Origin of the sequence: Paradesertivirga mongoliensis (assembly GCF_024436395.1) — a bacterium.
Classification (GTDB): domain Bacteria; phylum Bacteroidota; class Bacteroidia; order Sphingobacteriales; family Sphingobacteriaceae; genus Paradesertivirga; species Paradesertivirga mongoliensis.
Map to the genome: position 1 here is coordinate 176,364 of NZ_JAFMZO010000001.1, position 17,545 is coordinate 193,908.

At 43.4% G+C, this 17,545-nt stretch carries 9 protein-coding genes; all 9 read right to left on the bottom strand.

What is annotated here, in order from left to right:
• Positions 1 to 4: 4 nt before the first annotated feature.
• Positions 5 to 2,842: a glycosyl hydrolase gene (locus J3P43_RS00535; protein WP_255897804.1), complete on the bottom strand. Its 2,838-nt coding sequence runs from the start codon at positions 2,840 to 2,842 to the stop codon at positions 5 to 7.
• A gap of 30 nt (positions 2,843 to 2,872) precedes the next feature.
• A complete protein-coding gene (locus tag J3P43_RS00540; RefSeq protein ID WP_255897805.1) occupies positions 2,873 to 4,408 on the bottom strand; it encodes a rhamnogalacturonidase in 1,536 nt (511 codons plus the stop codon).
• Between the two features lies 1 nt (position 4,409).
• Positions 4,410 to 5,720: a rhamnogalacturonan acetylesterase gene (locus J3P43_RS00545; protein WP_255897806.1), complete on the bottom strand. Its 1,311-nt coding sequence runs from the start codon at positions 5,718 to 5,720 to the stop codon at positions 4,410 to 4,412.
• Positions 5,721 to 5,831: 111 nt separating this feature from the next.
• Positions 5,832 to 7,178, bottom strand: coding sequence for a glycoside hydrolase family 88/105 protein (locus J3P43_RS00550; protein WP_255897807.1), 1,347 nt, complete (start codon positions 7,176 to 7,178; stop codon positions 5,832 to 5,834).
• A gap of 445 nt (positions 7,179 to 7,623) precedes the next feature.
• Positions 7,624 to 9,366, bottom strand: coding sequence for a RagB/SusD family nutrient uptake outer membrane protein (locus J3P43_RS00555; RefSeq protein ID WP_255897808.1), 1,743 nt, complete (start codon positions 9,364 to 9,366; stop codon positions 7,624 to 7,626).
• A 27-nt stretch (positions 9,367 to 9,393) separates the two neighbouring features.
• The gene (locus J3P43_RS00560; protein WP_255897809.1) at positions 9,394 to 12,609 is read right to left on the bottom strand and encodes a SusC/RagA family TonB-linked outer membrane protein; all 3,216 of its coding nucleotides are present in this window, start codon (positions 12,607 to 12,609) and stop codon (positions 9,394 to 9,396) included.
• Positions 12,610 to 12,637: 28 nt separating this feature from the next.
• A complete protein-coding gene (locus tag J3P43_RS00565; protein ID WP_255897810.1) occupies positions 12,638 to 14,155 on the bottom strand; it encodes a fasciclin domain-containing protein in 1,518 nt (505 codons plus the stop codon).
• A 71-nt stretch (positions 14,156 to 14,226) separates the two neighbouring features.
• Positions 14,227 to 16,038 carry a fasciclin domain-containing protein gene (locus tag J3P43_RS00570; RefSeq protein ID WP_255897811.1) on the bottom strand — a complete coding sequence of 604 codons (1,812 nt, stop codon included), beginning with the start codon at positions 16,036 to 16,038 and terminating at the stop codon, positions 14,227 to 14,229.
• Between the two features lie 17 nt (positions 16,039 to 16,055).
• Positions 16,056 to 17,540 (bottom strand): RagB/SusD family nutrient uptake outer membrane protein, encoded by a 1,485-nt coding sequence (locus tag J3P43_RS00575; protein WP_255897812.1) that lies wholly within the window; start codon positions 17,538 to 17,540, stop codon positions 16,056 to 16,058.
• Positions 17,541 to 17,545: the final 5 nt, after the last annotated feature.

Below are 17,545 nucleotides of genomic sequence, written 5' to 3' on the forward strand. Positions count from 1 at the left end.
GCCATCAGGGCTTATTAACCTTTAATGGCGTAAGAGTTACGGGGCCAATCAGACCAGACGCCCTGGGCTCCCATTTCGCGGCGGTAAAGTTACCATCTGCCCCGCGATTTGCACCTAACCGGGCAGGCATATTCGTATTATAAAATTTTTTCCAGTAAATATTATTCCTGTCGAGGTAAGCAGCCCGGTTTGCCATGGAGTTTGAGACTGCGACAACCAGCGTATTTAACCGCTTTATTTTAGATGATGGAATTTCCAATTGGTAAACCGGTCCGATCACTGTTCCAATTTCTTCGCCGTTTAATATCACTCTTGCACTCTCCTGAACATCGCCCAGGTTTAAAAGCCAATTCGCAGCTTTTCCTTTCGGACGTTTAAATGTTGTAGTGTAGGTGGCCGTTCCTGAAAAATCTTTAACACCTTCGGATGTAAAACTAGTCCAGGACTCCAGCTTTGAAACGTTCACTGCTGCTGGCAAAGTTGGGCCACCATTCGTAAAGATAACCCGCCATTTTCCGGCAATTGGTTGAGCGTTTCCGGCCACTGCGGTATAAGGATAAACCGGGCCGGTAGAACTTACACCTGAAGCATCAAGAATGATACTCTCTCCCTTGGGCAACTGAAGATAAACTTCAGCCTTGCCACCGGCTTTTCTGAAGCTGCCATAACCGGTCTTTTCGGTCATGGGATTAAATATCGCGATTGAAGACGCCTGGGTTTGTAAAGGAATCCAGTCGTTGATATCTTTTCCACTAGAATTTACGATAAAGTAATAGGTTCCCTTATCGTGCTTTCGGCGGATAAGCTGTAAACCTTTATCAACTAATTCCTCACGGTTTATTTTAATGGAGCTTAATGTTTTGTCCAAGTCATCAGCGATAATCACGCTGCCGTTTCCAACCGCCGCCTTTTTCGACGAGGAGAAGTTTAATCCTGAAATAAGATTCTTAAGCTCAAGCTGTCTTTGTTCTAAATTCCCCAGCCCTGGCACATCGGCGGGTGTACCTTTATAGAATATAACCGTGGCGCCGTCCCGGGCCAGCGATATAAGCTTCTGGATGGTCGCCAGAGGAATGTGTTTTGTCTGAGGAACAACAATCGTCTTGTAATTTAACCCGCCGGTTTGGATTGATCCGTTTGCTGCCGAGGTATTTAAGATCTGTGCGTCCGAGATAAAATCAAAGCTATGTCCTTTACTCTGTAATAAAACCGCGCTTTCTTCCAGACTGGTACCCCTAAAACCGTGACTTATTCCGTCGAAATGTTGTAACAGGGAGCGGCCCCGGGTAGCATACGTGTCATAGATAGGCAGGTAAAGCAGAATATCGTTATCCGGTTTACCTTTCTGCAAAAACGACTGTGCCCGCGCCACATAGGTATTAAGTTTTGAGAAATCGGTCCAGAAAGTGTTGTTAGGTGTAAAGTGAACGGCGGCGTAAAATAACCAGCCCGGCCATGCTTCGTTTTGAGGGGTGTAGTTTGCTCCGTGATAAAAGGTATGATTGACGCCACCGAGTAAGAAAAGATCCATTGCCTTTTTAACATCCCCCAGCTTTGACAGAAAGTGTTCGTTCTCCCAGGTTGCAGACTCCGAAGAGGTTAATGGCTTACCGGTGACATGCGCTGCAGAAGATGCAAACTTCAGTCGTAGAATATCAGAGCCTTCCGTTTCCGGGATATCTGTTGCGGCGTATAGGTCTAAAATATTAGCCGGCGAACCATGTGCCTGATTACGGATGATAGCTCCGCGTTTCTTTGCCCAGTCGTGCCAGGTTTTGGTATAATTTTCAAGAAGCAGATCCGACAAAGTCTCCCGGTAATCTGTTAATACGCGGCTGCTTTTTTCCGGAGTGTCTTTACCAAATAACGCCGGAAGATGATTCTTTAAATCGTATCCGCGACGGGTTTTGAACTCCTCGAAAAAACGTGGCGTCCAGTTAGATTCGCCCTGCGCATCATCAACTTCATATGAATCGTTGAAAAAGCCTCTCAGATTTTTTAAATCAGCGCCTTTAAATGCATCATCAAAGTATTTAAGATAATTATCGGTAGCCGCTTTTGAGAAATGGTCGATGGCATACCCTTCCCCACCCGGACCAGCACGCTCTACCATTTTTCCATGCCATCCTGCGAAAGCGGCGTATAAGTTCCAGTTACCCGAAGGTGCGGTCCAATTTAAATTGCCGGAACCGTCAACTTTGTTAGTTAAGTCTACAATTTGCCCAGCTTCGGAATAAGCCATCAACGCCTGCAAAGGTAAAGGTTTTGGAAAGCGTACCTGGTCAAAGGCATGCAATTGCAAGTTAGGATTGGAAGCAATCGGTTCTTTCAGCTTCCCTATTTCAATCTTTTCGCCCACTGCCCGAACCATAGGCTCCTGTATGTATTGAACGGGCTCAATTAGCTTTTCTCCGCCTTTAAGCGAATAGTTCTTATAGGCGATATATTTACTGGCATCTTCGTTGGTTACCCAAGGGCCACCGAAAGGCCATCCCGAAGCCTGCGCCATATCCACGCCCAAACCTAATCGTCCTCCCTCTTTTAATGTATGATTAAGCATGCTTAACCATTTTGGCGACAGGAAGTCAATGAACTGCTTTTCATACCCTTTTACTCCATAAATGGGAGTAATCTCCACACCGCCTAAGCCCACTTTACGATACTCTTCCATCATCCACGTCAGGTCTTTCTCGTTTACAGCACTACCTTCCCACCACCAACGCGTCCATGGTTTGTTAATCTGAGTAATTTCAGGCCATGCGGGTGCTGTCTGGGCAAAAAGGCTTGGAGCGCTGGCAATACATGCAGCAACAAAAACAACCTTTACAATACTTCTTTTCATGTTGAATGTCAGATTAAATTTATCTCAAACTTAATAGCTCTTATTCTTAACAGCTTTAATTTTAGTGTCCTTTATTATGTTTCCTCCGCGCAATTCAAAGTCTGATACATCTCTCAACACCATAATAGGGGCCTTGGGAGCCTTTTGAGCCTTCACATTGTTAAAAAGAATTCCTTTTACGTCTGTTAGGATAAACGCCGGACGGGTTTCTTTACCCATAAAGCTGATTTCCACATTATTTAGCTCGAAATTTTTAGCATGGCGGATAAAGAAGCCATAAGCTGGAATAACGCCAAATTTTTGCGGTTCGGGATACGTCTTCTCATGCTCAGGAACTTCCTTTTGAATAACGGATTCCGCGGAATCAATAGGGCGGTAAAATATCCGGATATTACTGAGTTTTACATCTTCGATATCATTTCCAGGCAAGCCACTGATAAGGCAAGAAAAATGTGAATCGGCATTATAGACTACCAGGTTACTGATATTAATGCGTCGTAATTCACCAATTGGCACACCAGCCGGGCCACGCATACGGCCTCCAAGACGAAGAAAAATCGGGGAGTTCACAATATCCCGCATGGTAACGTTTGTAATAGAAACGTCTTCCAACAGGCCACCGTCGACGGTTTCAAGAGCAATTCCTCGGCAAAATTCAAATACGCAATTAGAGATCGTGATATTTTTAAAGCCTCCGTTAGATTCGGTGCCGAATTTAATCCGTCCCGTCGGGCCTTCTTTATCTGGTACCATCTTGTATTCATCCCGTTTGTAGGTTCCGTTAATGAATGTACCCCGGTCGAATCCGGATACCTGGCAGTTGGTTATCGTTACATTTTCTGTTGCACGTGCATATCCCAATGCAAAAGAGCTTTTTAAGCAGATAGCATCGTCAAAAGGCGAGTTGATGGTACAATTAGAAATGCGTACGTTGCGGCAGCAGTCAATATCCATACCGTCGCGGTTGGTGTCCATTTTCAGGTTGTCGATGGTCATATTATCAACTCCCGTAGCCAAAATACCAAAGTGCCCGCCATAGAGAATAGTGAAATCTTTCAGAATCACATTCCGGCATAGTTTAAGGGCGATAGCCTTGTTGCCCACAGGATTACGGGGAGATGCATTTCTTACTAACCCTTTCCCGTAAATTGTACCTGGCCCCAGAATGGAGATGTTTTCCAAATTTTCACCCCAGATCAAACTGTTGCGCCAATGGCTGTGGCCAAAATCCTGATAGCCATGCTTATCGCCCCATTCGTTAGGTTCGGGTGCGTCATAGCCCATTCCGTCTTTAGGACTGGCGGCTAAAATGGTTGATCCCTGCTCAAGATAGAGCGTAATATTACTTTTAAGCCGGATCGAGTAACTTAGATAAGTACCCGCCGGAAATATAACCGTGCCACCACCAGCACTAGCAGCGGCGTTTATGGCCTTATTAATGGCATCAGAATCCACTGTGGTTCCATTTCCGGTTGCGCCATAGGCTTTAACATCATAGTTGGCAGCAACAACTAATTGTGAAGCTGCAAATAACAAGGTTAAAATCGCAAATGTTAGTCGTTTCATATCAGTTCCCGTCGGGTTTAATTTTACTCGCTTTAGGACTTGGCGGCCAGTTGAAATTTGCGAATACATCTGGTTTTGAAGGATCGAAAGGCGGCATGCTTACCAAATATTTTGCGATGGGAAGTTTTTGATCTTTAATCGCGGTAGCCACAATTTTTGCAATTTGATACGCTCCATATGTATTAAAGTGCGTGTTATCGTTCAAATTTAATTCGGGATAAATCACAAAGGCCTTTTTTGAACCTTCGACACCCATGGCTTCGTACATGGTGGTGGTAGCGGTAGTAAGATCAATAAGCGGAACGTTGAATTCTGCGGCAACTTTCTTCGCCGCGTCCGGATAATCGCCGTGCGAATTTCTCATTTTTCCATCTTCGCCAAAGGAACGGCGCGCTGTAGGCGTAAGGATAACCAGATGGCCACCTTTGTTTTTTACCTGGTTAGCAAAAGTACGCAAACGCTCGCTGTATGATTTGTAAGCGCCGTCATTAGGCCCCTGTTCTTTCTCATCGTTATGACCAAACTCCACAAAAAGGTAGTCGCCTGGCTTCATAATGCTTAAAATTTTGGCCAATCTTCTGCTGCCGATGAAACTTCCTAACGATAAACCCGATTCCGCATGATTCGATATCGCAACCCCTGGTTTAAAGAATCGTGGAATCATCTGTCCCCATGAGGCCCATGGTTCTTCATCCTGGTTAACCACTGTAGAGTTTCCGGCCAGGAAGACCGTTACCTGATCTTCTACTTTTTGTATTTCGATTGCGTTAACAGCCGTTTTAAGATCAAACTCGAGGGTCAACTTATCATCCCAATCAAGCTTTGTAAGTTCACGGGGCTTTAAACCAACCGTTGTGTTCTCGTCAATTTTACGGTCTTTAATATTTACGATGAAGGTTTCGGTTTTAAATTCGCCCGGGGCTGTTTGCACATTTTCCAGCATTAATCTGCGCGACTCGGACTTTATGGTGGTGGCTGTTTTTTCATTGGCATCGCCGAGAGTTACGGTAACCTTGTAGTTTCCTTCCGGCACCTTTACCGAAAAGTAAAAAGGCGTTTCGGCACTCACGAAATCACCCTTTAAAACATCACCACCCCTGTCTATCGCCTCTGGCTTTGTTCCTAAGTCAAATCCGTATCCTTTCTCTGCAGAATAAATCGTTTCCGGACTTACGGCAATATACCCTTTAGCCGCTTTCCCGGTACCAAAGTCGAACTTTAACGTACCTTGATTAGTTACTCCTGGCTTTTGAGCCGTACATGCTGTTAATAATGCGAGTGATATACTGATAAAAGCTAATGTTCCCTTCATAATTGTGTTTTAACTTGCCCCAGATCAACTGTATCCAAGGCAGAAAGCCTGCCGCTATTATCTTCGCTCAATTGCCGACAGCCCTTTTAATTTTGACTTTTTAATTTTTAATTATTTCACCATCTGAACCGAGCTATCGTTGATTTCATACGGATGACTTAGCAGCATTCTGTACATTTCAGCACCAGCCAAAAGAACAGGACCATAACTGTGTGCCGCATAAACGTTTACCGGACGATAATAGTAAAATGCCGGATCGAAAGCCATACCTGTACCCACGCATGTTCCTTCAACCTGCCCTTGAGCATTAACTTTAGTACTTACTGCATTCCAGGCTAATAGTGCCATCGGTCCGTAAGCCTTAGCATCAAGCCATCCTTTGTTAATAGCACGGGCTATACAGTAAGCGTAAATCGCTGTAGCCGAAGTTTCCAGATAACTATCGTTTCTGTCTATCAGCTGATGCCAAAAACCCATTCCGCTTTGGCGGGATGCTAATCCATCAGCATGTTTTTTCAGCATGGCTAGGATTCCGGCTCTGCCGGGATGATTTACCGGAAGTGCGTCCAGAAGCTCGATCTTTGTCATAATAGCCCATCCGTTTGCACGCGCCCAGTGGAACTGAGGATGTGGGTTCATATCCTGTACCCAGCCGTGCATGTAAAGATTTTTTTCGTTGTTAAACATTCGTTTAGCGAACAGATTGTATTGCTTTACAGCTTCGTCGAAATACTTCTTTTCTTTAGTTAAGACACCCATTTGTGCCAGAGCAGGCAAACTCATATATAAATCGTCTAACCATAAAGTATTAGGCTGAGGCCTGTTGCGGGCCAGCGTTCCGTCTTTCAAACGAAACTCCTTGGTCATGATATAGTTGAGGTAATTATTGATCACCGGACGCAGATCAGATTTAATCTGACCAGTACGTTGTGCCTTAATCATTGCGGCGGCCATAGATCCTGCATCGTCTAAAGCATGCGGATCAATCACTGAACGAACCGGCGTATTTGCACCCGGATTAGCTTTTAAGAAATCTTTATAATGAGACACCACGTCGGCGATGTAATTAATCCGGTTGATAGTGTAATCGGTATACTTCTTATCCCCGGTTGCAAATCCAGCCTCCAGCATACCCGTATAAGTTACGCCCCACTCATAGCTGATTAGACGGTAATCTCCCTGCTTAAATATAGCGTCGGCATTTGCCGACTTTAGATCTACTTCTGCTTTGCTAGTTCTATTTACCAGTTGCATCGGTGTACCGGCGTCAAGGTAATTGTATACCCTGTCGAGCACTGCTTTGATATCTGCCGGCTTGGTTTCGCCGTAAGGGACGATATAATCAGGTTTTAATAAATGCAGAGGTGTTGTTACATCGTTTCCTTTCGCAGTGGTGTACTGGGCAAAAGAGGGCGCTGCCGCAAGCATCACACCGCAGGAAAGTATTGCCTTAAGCATAGTATTTTTTCTAAATGGGTTTAAAATGATCATGGGATAAATTTTTATAATGAGGATTTAATGGAGATTCTAGCTTTGAAACTGAGCTCATATGCCCTTATTTGGAAAGATACCTTCATTGTGTGGTAATATAAAATTGGTTTAAACTTAGGGAATCCGAAACTAAGGAGTTTTGGGCTTTTGCCTATCCTGCTGTATCCTGTTTAAGGCATCGTAAGTAGAAAATATGGGGATTGAAACAGAGATGTTACTGTATCTTCAGTGGTGGTGTGGTCTGGGTCGGGCCAACTCGCCACCATAGGAATAACTAAGAATACTCAAAACCTGATTAGATGGAAGCAAATTAAACTAGCGTGTCTAACTATTTTTCATAGATCAGCATTTTGTATAAAAAAAAACGCAGATGCGATCACATCTGCGTTGGCGGTTTATAAGGGTGAGGCTATTACATCTTAAACGGCAAATACCAGTTAGCTTCATTAGACAACCGTGCTCGAACAGCTGCAGCTCCCGCACCATCGCCTTTCGCTTCAAATTTTGCCGCAATTTTATTAGCAAGATAATTAGGGTCTGTAGTCTTCCTGCGTAAGGCAGTTCTTAATAGATCCGGCCAGCGGTTCCCCTCAAATGCAAGTTCTAAAGCAGCTTCTTCCAGCAATAAGTCCTCCATGGCTCTTCTGAAACCAGCCTCGTCCGTAAATGGCTTTTGTGGATCTCCAGGATTACTCATATCGAAGTAAGAGGCCGAATCTACTTTAGCAGGAAGCAGCCCATTTGAACCTCTTATTCCATCATTTCTATACCAGGGGGCGCGAAAGGTCGGTGCGTCGCCATTTCTTGCGTCGAAATAGAACGGCGAATTCACATCCTTAACCGTTTGCATAATGTTAGTACGGTTACTTGGCAGTGAAGCGGGACGAAAAGTATTTTGTATACCAATATTTAACAAGGCGTCCGAAATTGAGTCTAATCCAACCTGATTTGCGGCTTCGGCCATTCGTAGATGAAGTAGTGGGGCACGGTACAAAATCCATTTACCGGCAGTTTCAAATGGTTCTTGAGGATTGTAATTGGGAATGAGTTTTATGATCTCTGGTAGGGCCTTAGAGCGATAACTGTTTTGAGCTCCCCTGTTTACATCTACCAGCGAATTTCCTATACGAGTTTGATTATCCCAATTCTGTATAGCTAGATTCGAAGCCTTTATCTGGTATCCTTCTGATGCAGAATACAAAGCAATAAACGGGTTTTGAGGAGCAAAGCCTTTCGAAAAAGGAATTTGCCAAATTATATTATAATTAGAATAGCGCTCGTTGTAAGCCGCTGAAAACATATCGTCCCAATTTCCACCTACGAGCTGCGACCGCCAGCCGCTAACCTTATAAGTTTCATACCATTGCTCGGAATTTCTGTCCTGACGTTCTACATCGGCGTAATTCATCATTTTTTGATAATAAACTGCCGCCTGCTGCCAGTTTTGCTTCCAAAGGTATAAATCACCCAAAAGAAGATACTTGTTAACCATCATCTTACGGGTGTTGTTGCCGTCAAGTGTACGGAACAATGAGCCCGATGTAATTGGATCTTTATTGGGAAGTGCTTCTGCAAATTGCGTCAGATTAGTCAGCAACTGATCGAAAGAAATGCGAGGGTATTTAGACTCGTCCTGAACGTCTTTGATACTGGTTAGCGGGTCGGTTACATAAGGGATGGAACCGTAGTGAATACCTAATTGAAGATACACCCATGTACGTACGGCCCCAATCTCGGAATAACGGATATCATAATCTGCCTGGCTAAGGCGCGTATCAGCCAGCATCTTATCGAAGTTACTGAGAACGTCGTTACAGTTGATAATAATCTCATAGAAAGGCTTTGGATCAGCCCAGGGATTGTCGGCAGAGACATTATGATCATTAATCTCCCGAATGTACTTTGTAGACCTGAGTGTTACATCTTCCAGATCACCTCTAAGCTCATTCAACACCATATAGCGATCAGCGATTTGAACGAACTTGCCGTATATACCCCAAACCGCCGCATCTGCATCGTTAACATTCTGATAGTTCTTATCATATTCCAGGGCATCTTCCGGTGATATGTCGAACATTTTTTTACAGGACAGCGTGCTTAACACCAGCATTAGCGACAATACTCCGGTAAACAAACTTCTTATATTTCTTTTCATACTCATTATTATTAAACTCATATTCAATTATAACCCGATCCTAACCCCTAACTGCACGGTACGGAACTGAGGCTCAAGTCCTGTATCTATTCCTTGGGTAAAAACGCTGCTTGTCGCACTGAACTCCGGATCGTACCCGAGGTACTTACTAACAGTAAATAAGTTGTTTCCTGTGAGATACACCATGGCAGATTTTATACCTACATTCTTAACTGGAACATCGTAAGCTAAAGAAAGCGTCCTTAAGCGAATATAAGAGCCGTCTTCAATCCATCTGTCGGAGAACCGTGAGTTTTCGTTGGGATCCCCAAATGATGCCCTTGGTACGTCGGTCACCTGGCCTTCGGTTTTCCAACGGCCTACCATTTTCAGTGTTTGGTTTTGAGTTCCACTCATTGACTCAAGACCTCTGCGAACAGAATTGTAGATGTCATTTCCGGCGGTAAAAGTGAATATAGCATCGAACGAAAATCGTTTGTACGACAATACATTGCTAAGCATTCCACGGTATTTTGGATTAGGATTGCCAATCACCTCACGATCATCTGCGTCAATATAACCGTCGTGATTCAGGTCAACAAATCTAACATCACCCGCCTGAAACTGAGTGATAGTGCCGTCTGCTCTTCTGTTTTTAAGATTAGCTGAATTTACTTCTGCAGTACTGGTGTATATACCGTTCGTTCTGTATCCGTAGAACAAATTCGCATCCATTCCTTTTTGTGTGAGGATAGTAGCCCCCGCATATTCATTAAGCAACCTGTTGCCCGGAATACCGAGAATTTCCGTATTATAATTGGAAATGTTTAGTCCCATATCCCACTTAAGAGATTTGTTCATCAAACGTCCCATTACTCCAAGTTCAACGCCGCGTGAACTCATCGACCCATTGTTTGTGAAACCATAGTCGAAACCTGTTACAGTGCTAACCGGTTCAAGAACCAGCATTTTCGTGGTCTTATTGTGGAATACGTCGAAAGCAACGGTTAATCTCTCTTTCAGAAATGACACATCAATCCCGCCATTTAATTTAGTTACATTTTCCCACTGTAATGCTGTATTAGGAACGTTTCCTCTAACGAGTCCCTGAGTGTCGAAGAAATTCTGCGAAACATAAAATTGTTTGGCCGCATAATTTCCAATATCATCGTTGCCAACCCTACCGTAGCTTGCTCTTAACTTAAAAACATCTATTTTAGAATTTGCCATAAAATTTTCAGATGATACCAGCCAGGCAGCAGCGAGTGACGGCATCACTGCAAATTTATACCCATTGATATCTAAGCCCTGAGCGGCGTCTCTTCCGAACCTCGACGATCCGTCGACAGCCATATTAAACGACAGGAAATACTTGGTTAAGAAAGAATAATCTGCATTGGCATACATATTCAACCAACGCCAGTTTCCATTTTGCCCACTGATTCTTCTAAGCGCCGCGTCAGTTTGACCAACGGTTACATAATCATCCGTAGCCGAGTTATATCCCAACCCGTAGTCGGTTTCCATTTTATTGTCGTTAAACCGGAATCCCACATTGGTTGAAAGACTGTGTCGAAAATCGAAATTCTTAGTATAAGACAAACGGGTATCGGTAAACAATCCATATAAACGTTCCACATTGGAGCCCGACCTGTTGAACGCAATGCCTTGCATTAATGTATCAGCAACCACACCTCTCTCGGGCATGAATATGTTCTCCCGAACCTTGCTGAATGTAATTCCGCCCAGAACATGAAACTTTAGTGCCTTGTTAAAATCGTAATCAAAACCGAACGATCCCATGAAGCGATAGTTCTTATTGGTGCCGATCATGTTTTCAACCAAAGCTAGGGGATTGCTACGGCCAAAGTCATCTACATCCTCGAGGTTAGGAGATACTGATCCGTCGACCGCAATAATGTTGGAAGAGAGAAAAGGAGATTTTGTTAGCGCCACATAAATTGGGTTTGTATTGTTTGCAAATCCTTGATCCCTTAACTCATGATTGTTCGATACAAACGAGAGATTGGCATTACCCTTTAGTTTACTGGAAAGGTTCAAGTTCGCATTGAAACGCGTCTGATACCGTTCCATACCTGTATTGTTGGTTATTCCCCTGTTATTGAGATAACCCACGGATAATCCATACGTTGCAATATTATCCCCCCCAGTCACTCTCAAATAGTAGCTCTGATTGTAACTGGTGTTCATCACCTGATCTTGCCAATCGGTTTGGTTATTAAACTTATAATAGTTTGAATTGTCCGAATTAAGGTATGCCTGGCTGCTAACCAGTCCCTGCGCTTGTAATTCGTTTATTCCGCGCGCTCTAAGCATTGAATAAAGTCCATCCGAAAGATAAGAGCGGTACTGACCAGCACCCATAACAGGTATCGATGAGGGGGCCGAGTTAACCCCGCCATAGGCCGAAAAGTCTATCGAAGTAGCTTGCTCATCAGATTTATTAGTAGTGATAAGAATAACACCGTTACCTGCACGGGTACCATAAGTGCTGGCACTTGCATCCTTAATCACCGTGATATCATCTATATCCTTTAAATCGAGGTTAGCTATTGGATTATCAACGTGTCCTGCAATCAGCGAAACACCGTAATCTGTATTATCGTATATGATTCCGTCTACAATAATAAGAGGTTGATTGGATGTGTATAAGGAATTATATCCCCTTAAATTCAAATTTGCTCCGATGCCCGGTGTTCCTGAACGACGCACAGTATTTAATCCGGCTACGCGTCCCTGCAGGTAAGTGTCTGCAGTTTCCATATTCCTTTGCCAACGATCATTCACTTCTACCCCTTCAACAGCACCGGCAATACGGGAGCTGAATTTATGTGCGAAGGGAAGATTGACGTCTGCTGAAAGGGTACTATATCCCTCATTATAAAGTGCGGTTTTGATGGCTGTACGTCCTTTTAGTGGAACCTCCGTTGTGGCGTAGCCCAATCCAGAAACTACTAATACTGCATTATAATGGGGCACTGAAATGCTAAAAGTACCGTCGGCACTAGTAATAGCTGCAGAATATCCTTCAACACTAATACGAGCTCCATCCAGAGGCTTACCGGTTGAGGCATCCGTTAATGTTCCGGTAACTTTTAATTTGTTTGCATCCGCCCTGCGGAAAGAATCTTGAACTGCAGTGGTCAGAGAATCCTGCTGCCTTGCTTTTACATCAAGAGAGCCAAGCCCCAGTATTAATCCGGGGAGGAGTACTCGTGTTACCGCTTTTGTAAATATGTGCATATTTCAGGTATATTAATCGTTTAATCTTTTATTGAACTGGAACCATCTTGATATAATCTAACACCAAAGTGTTTAGACCGTTGGTAGTGATGTTTGGCCCCATCAGGAACACAGGTAACTGAAGGCTTTGGGTACTGCTGGAATACAGTTTGTCAAAAGTGTATTCCCCAAGATATACTTCGGAATAATCATCTAGCTCTACCGTCTTAGTAAATGCTCTTGGCTGGGTAATATTCTTAAAAGTGACAGACATCGGGAAGGTTGCCTCCTGAAAGTCGTTTACCGCTACCCAATACAACTTATACTTAATCGGATGCACCGTGCCGGGAGCGTTGTATCTTATCCAATAATTCGCCTTTCCGTGGTTCTCTGAAATAAAATCGGTATAAATCTGCTGGTTATTGGGATTTCTCCGAATCCGCGTCCTGCTGGCCCTATTGGCCGCGTTTAGATTATTCATATCACCTGCTAAATTCTCACCTTGTATTACAACAGGTTTAATTTTTGTATAACGATCGTAAACACCATTTACGCCAAGGTCATAGTCAATGCTGTTCATCACATACACTATTCCATTACTTACCCGATGAGTCTCAACAACGGCATCTGCCTTCAAATGGAATCTTACACTGTCTCCAGCAGAGTATACCGATTGAGGGAAATTGTCTTTGTTAAGCAATCCATGAAACACCAAGTCTTTTACCACATTAAGATTGGTAATACTGTCTGTACTGTCACCTGCAGCGTAATATTTTTCCAGTTTATTTTTTTCCACCATGAATGCTGCATCCGTCAACACGATATATGTGAACAAAGAATCCTCATCATTAATATCATGACGGCGCGTGCGTACTCCATTGGCATCAGCAAACAAAGCGTCACGGTACGAATTGGAGGTAACAAACCCGGTTCCAGGTTCATAAACAGGCTCACCGGTTGCCGGGTCAACCCCGGTCTGCACTGCTCTGTTTAAGTCACGGTAGGTATAGGTATATAAATCCAAAACTTGCTTTTGCAAGGTATTGGTCGACATCAGGTACTCCCAGGCATTTACTTTGGGCAAAAGGGCTGTACCAATCACATTCAACACCCCATTCCCAACATACCGATCCTTAGAAATCAGATTAATATCATCAACCGTTGTCTTGGTTAAAGTCACATTCTTTAAACTGAGTGTTTTTACGGCAACATAGGGTTTCTGGATAGCAGTAGTTAAAAAGGATTGGTGGGCGATATGCATACCCACAAACATCTTTAACTCTTCATCAGTATCAATAAGGGCGGGATCAACCGACTGCAAAGCAGCATTCGTTGGAGCCCAAACAGTAAAGGTCTTTGAAGAGGCCAACAACTTGTCGTAGCCGGTTTTACTCAGGTATTCGCTAAACTTACTCAGGTCAGGATTCTTAATAACCTCTTCCAAAAGCGTTTCCCCTGCAAGCGGATCAGCTACTGCATTGTGTTCATCCCACTTTTTATCGCAGGCAGAAAAAACTATACCTATGCATACTAGCCACAGGAGTAAATTAAGTCTTGGTATATTCATATATCTTTCTTGTTGTCCTATAAATTCCCTGCAAACAAGTTGCAGGGAATTAAAGCATGTGGGTACTTTAGTTAATGATCTCCAGGATAATCAGTGAAGTCTGGAGTGCCATCCGGCTTAAACCTTGGCAAAATTTGAGAATCCCATGTTACCGGAATAAAATGGATCATGTCGAGGTTATTTTGGCTCTGACTATCCTGAAGAGCCTCTAATAACATGGTATGAGTATCCGTCGTCTTAATTTCAATGACACCAATATTCTTCGCAACCCAAGGGCTATTGTCTGTCTGACCATCTGTACGAATACGTTGCTTTTCAAACGGGGCAGCTGCATTACCATTGCTGGTGTAATATTTCCAGCCCAATGCAGCCAATTCAACCGTATTTCCTGGAGGAGGTGGCTCTGCGAAGAAAAAAGGCTTTGGTAACGCTACATCATCAATCAAAATCCTGGCTTTAGTGCCTATACGGTTCGGCCATCTTCCTGACTGGTTTTGCCTGCGGTAGCATACCCATACATTGTACGTGCCGCGAACAATCAGTGGAGTTTTAGTACGCATCCAATCATTACGGGATTTGACGCCTAAAGGGAGATTTAGATAGTCTCCGTATACCCAGGCACCTGTCGCATTCACATAGTTAGGGCCATATATCTGAGTGGCCCAATCCCAGTCTTTTAAGGGTGACGGTGCAGTTTTGGATGTCTTTCGGAAATCGAAGCTTCCAGCACCAGGAGTACGGAACTTAGCAACATTTGCCCGGGTTTCAGGAAAATCAGCTACATCCCAGTATACAGGAAAAGGCTCGCGCTTTTTAATAGCAAAATGGCCTGTGGTCGCTGTCCCACTAACAGGTGTATAACCCGATACATTATGCAACACCCCATTGACTGCGGAATTATCGCTATTGGTACGTGTAAGTAAAACACCGGGCTCATATGTGCCATTAAACACCATATCATTGATTAATATCTGATCGTTAACGAAGTCAGTTTGAATAATCTCAGGTGAAGCTAAAGTCTGCTGAGCCTGTGTGGTTGCTATATCCGCGAAGTACTTGGCACCATAAAGAATATGGTAGGCAACATAAGCATGGAGGCCATTAGCTGGATCTTTTAAATCGGTCACACCTTTATTGTATTTCGCTTTCAAAAGTTCGTAGGTTCCCAATCCTTCGGCGCTAAGTGTTTGATCACTTTCTGCTAGGAGCGTTAAGAATTTCTGATCAGTGTTGGAATTACTTGCAGGCAAAATATTCAGTGTGTCATATAAACCCGTTTCCTTAAGCGCCTGAGTAAAGATCGTGTAGCCCGGCTTTGCCTCTAACATCTGGGCAACCGTAAGTTTTGCCTGACGCAAAACATTATCAATTACATGCACATATCCGTTCCCTAACCTGATATTTGAAGCTTCTAAATTAGCCTGCCGATTGATAGAAATACTTGTTTGACCTCCGCTGGTATTTACACCCGTAATTAGGTACTGACCCAGCATTGTGAGTGAGTTCAACTTACTATCACCAAAATGAACGGTAGAGATCGTATCTTCTAAAAGGTGAAATCTAACCATGTCTCTCAGTTCGTCTACACTGATCTGTTCTACTGAGGTTTTACCCATATCCGCGAGGTATTTTTTAATACCGTCATTTGTAGGAAGAAACAGTGTATAATTTCCGTAGGCCTGTAAAAAACCGTCTGTGTCGGTTATTTCGAGGATTTTTCGGAACTCTGAGAACTGATCTGGGTTTTTATCAAGATACCCTGTAATATTCACCTGATCACTTACCATCGATACTATAGGCTCCTTTTTACAGCCCACCATGGTAAGTAGTAAAAGAAGCACTCCCAATGCGTTCTTCCATGTGTACAACTTAATTTTTTTCATGATTTATAATGTTAAGTTTATTTATAAAAAGGATTCTGGTCTAACAGTTTATCTGCCTGAAGTTCATCCACATGAATAGGCATATAATGGAACCTCGGGTCGCTATATTTACCTATCATAAGAATCTTCCTATTCGCCGGTGCGATCTCATTAATTACATCAGTAATAATTCCGATATTCTCGTAGTTATTCCGTTTTGCATTTCTAAGGAGATCAAACCAACGTTTTCCTTCAAATGCGAATTCTCTGGCACGCTCTTGTAAAATATATTCGGTAACCTCCAATGGTTGTCCGGGGTCGGCAGACATTGCACTCTCGGGCAGAGCGCCGGCTCTGGTTCTTATAATCTCGATTAAATCCAATGCATCCTGGCCACGGTTAGTCCAGGCCAGGGCTTCTGCTTTTAATAGTAAAATATCGGCATAGCGGTATACAAACCAATGTCTGAAAGAATCTTCCTGTTTTAAAGATTCGGTTTCATTCGCCCCTACATGCTTCCAGACAGTGCCGTCGGAAGATTTAAACGAATAACCGTCAGCCCTTGCATCCTTTGTATTTACCGGATCAAGAGCATCCAGGCCATAAAGGTTAAGCATCGTTAAGGGATTGGCCGTATACCGTCGGGCACTACCTGTGAAGAAATTGAACCATGGGTTTGTAGCCTGGCGATGAAACTGGAACTCGAATATGCTTTCGTTCGAATTTCCCTGACGGAACACAGTATTAAACCATGTTCCCTGAGTAACTAAACCGAAGTTATTTGAGGTAATGATCTTATCGCAAGCAGCAATACACTTATCGTACTCCTCTCCCCATAAATAAACATCCGCCTGCATAGCATTGACTGTATACTTGGTAACACGCCCCTTATTTGAGGCCACATTACCATAGGTAACTAAGGCATTCGTTTCAGCAAAAGTTAAATCGTTAACAATCTGATTATAAACCTCTTCTTTGGAACTTTTTGGTAATTGTTCTACCTGCGAATCGCTCGAACTGGCCTTCAACTGTAGAGGAACTTCACCCCATACCCTCAACAAGTAGAAATACATAAATGCCCGTAATGCTCTCGCTTCTGCCAGATAGGCGTTAAGCTGCCCTTGAGTTAAGGTTTTATCACTTTCCATCACCGTTGGCCCAAACTGAATTATCGTGTTACAATAATTAATGGTCCGGTAAATCGAGCCCCATCGTGCCAGCGGATTCGTAGGAAGAATTTCCCCATTGGTAATATTTACCTCCTCAATCCGTGTGGCCGGAGTTGGCATAATCATGTCTGCACGCAACTCACCCCACAAAAACATATTGGTTACGAGCTCATTGTCGAGCAAAGACGAGTAGACTCCGATAACAGTGGATTCAAGCTGCTCTTTTGTTTGCCAGAAATCTTCCCTCACCAAACCATCCTGAGGCTTAAGTTCCAACCATTTATTACAAGAGGTGGTAGACCCGAGAATTACAAAAAGAATCAGGGCTGCCTTAAATTTTATATTTTTCATCATCTTAA

Bases quoted from the DNA above. Each gene is read 5' to 3' on its own strand.
- J3P43_RS00535 (WP_255897804.1), bottom strand. From the start codon at position 2,842: ATGAAAAGAAGTATTGTAAAGGTTGTTTTTGTTGCTGCATGTATTGCC.
- J3P43_RS00540 (WP_255897805.1), bottom strand. From the start codon at position 4,408: ATGAAACGACTAACATTTGCGATTTTAACCTTGTTATTTGCAGCTTCA.
- J3P43_RS00545 (WP_255897806.1), bottom strand. From the start codon at position 5,720: ATGAAGGGAACATTAGCTTTTATCAGTATATCACTCGCATTATTAACA.
- J3P43_RS00550 (WP_255897807.1), bottom strand. From the start codon at position 7,178: ATGCTTAAGGCAATACTTTCCTGCGGTGTGATGCTTGCGGCAGCGCCC.
- J3P43_RS00555 (WP_255897808.1), bottom strand. From the start codon at position 9,366: ATGAAAAGAAATATAAGAAGTTTGTTTACCGGAGTATTGTCGCTAATG.
- J3P43_RS00560 (WP_255897809.1), bottom strand. From the start codon at position 12,609: ATGCACATATTTACAAAAGCGGTAACACGAGTACTCCTCCCCGGATTA.
- J3P43_RS00565 (WP_255897810.1), bottom strand. From the start codon at position 14,155: ATGAATATACCAAGACTTAATTTACTCCTGTGGCTAGTATGCATAGGT.
- J3P43_RS00570 (WP_255897811.1), bottom strand. From the start codon at position 16,038: ATGAAAAAAATTAAGTTGTACACATGGAAGAACGCATTGGGAGTGCTT.
- J3P43_RS00575 (WP_255897812.1), bottom strand. From the start codon at position 17,540: ATGATGAAAAATATAAAATTTAAGGCAGCCCTGATTCTTTTTGTAATT.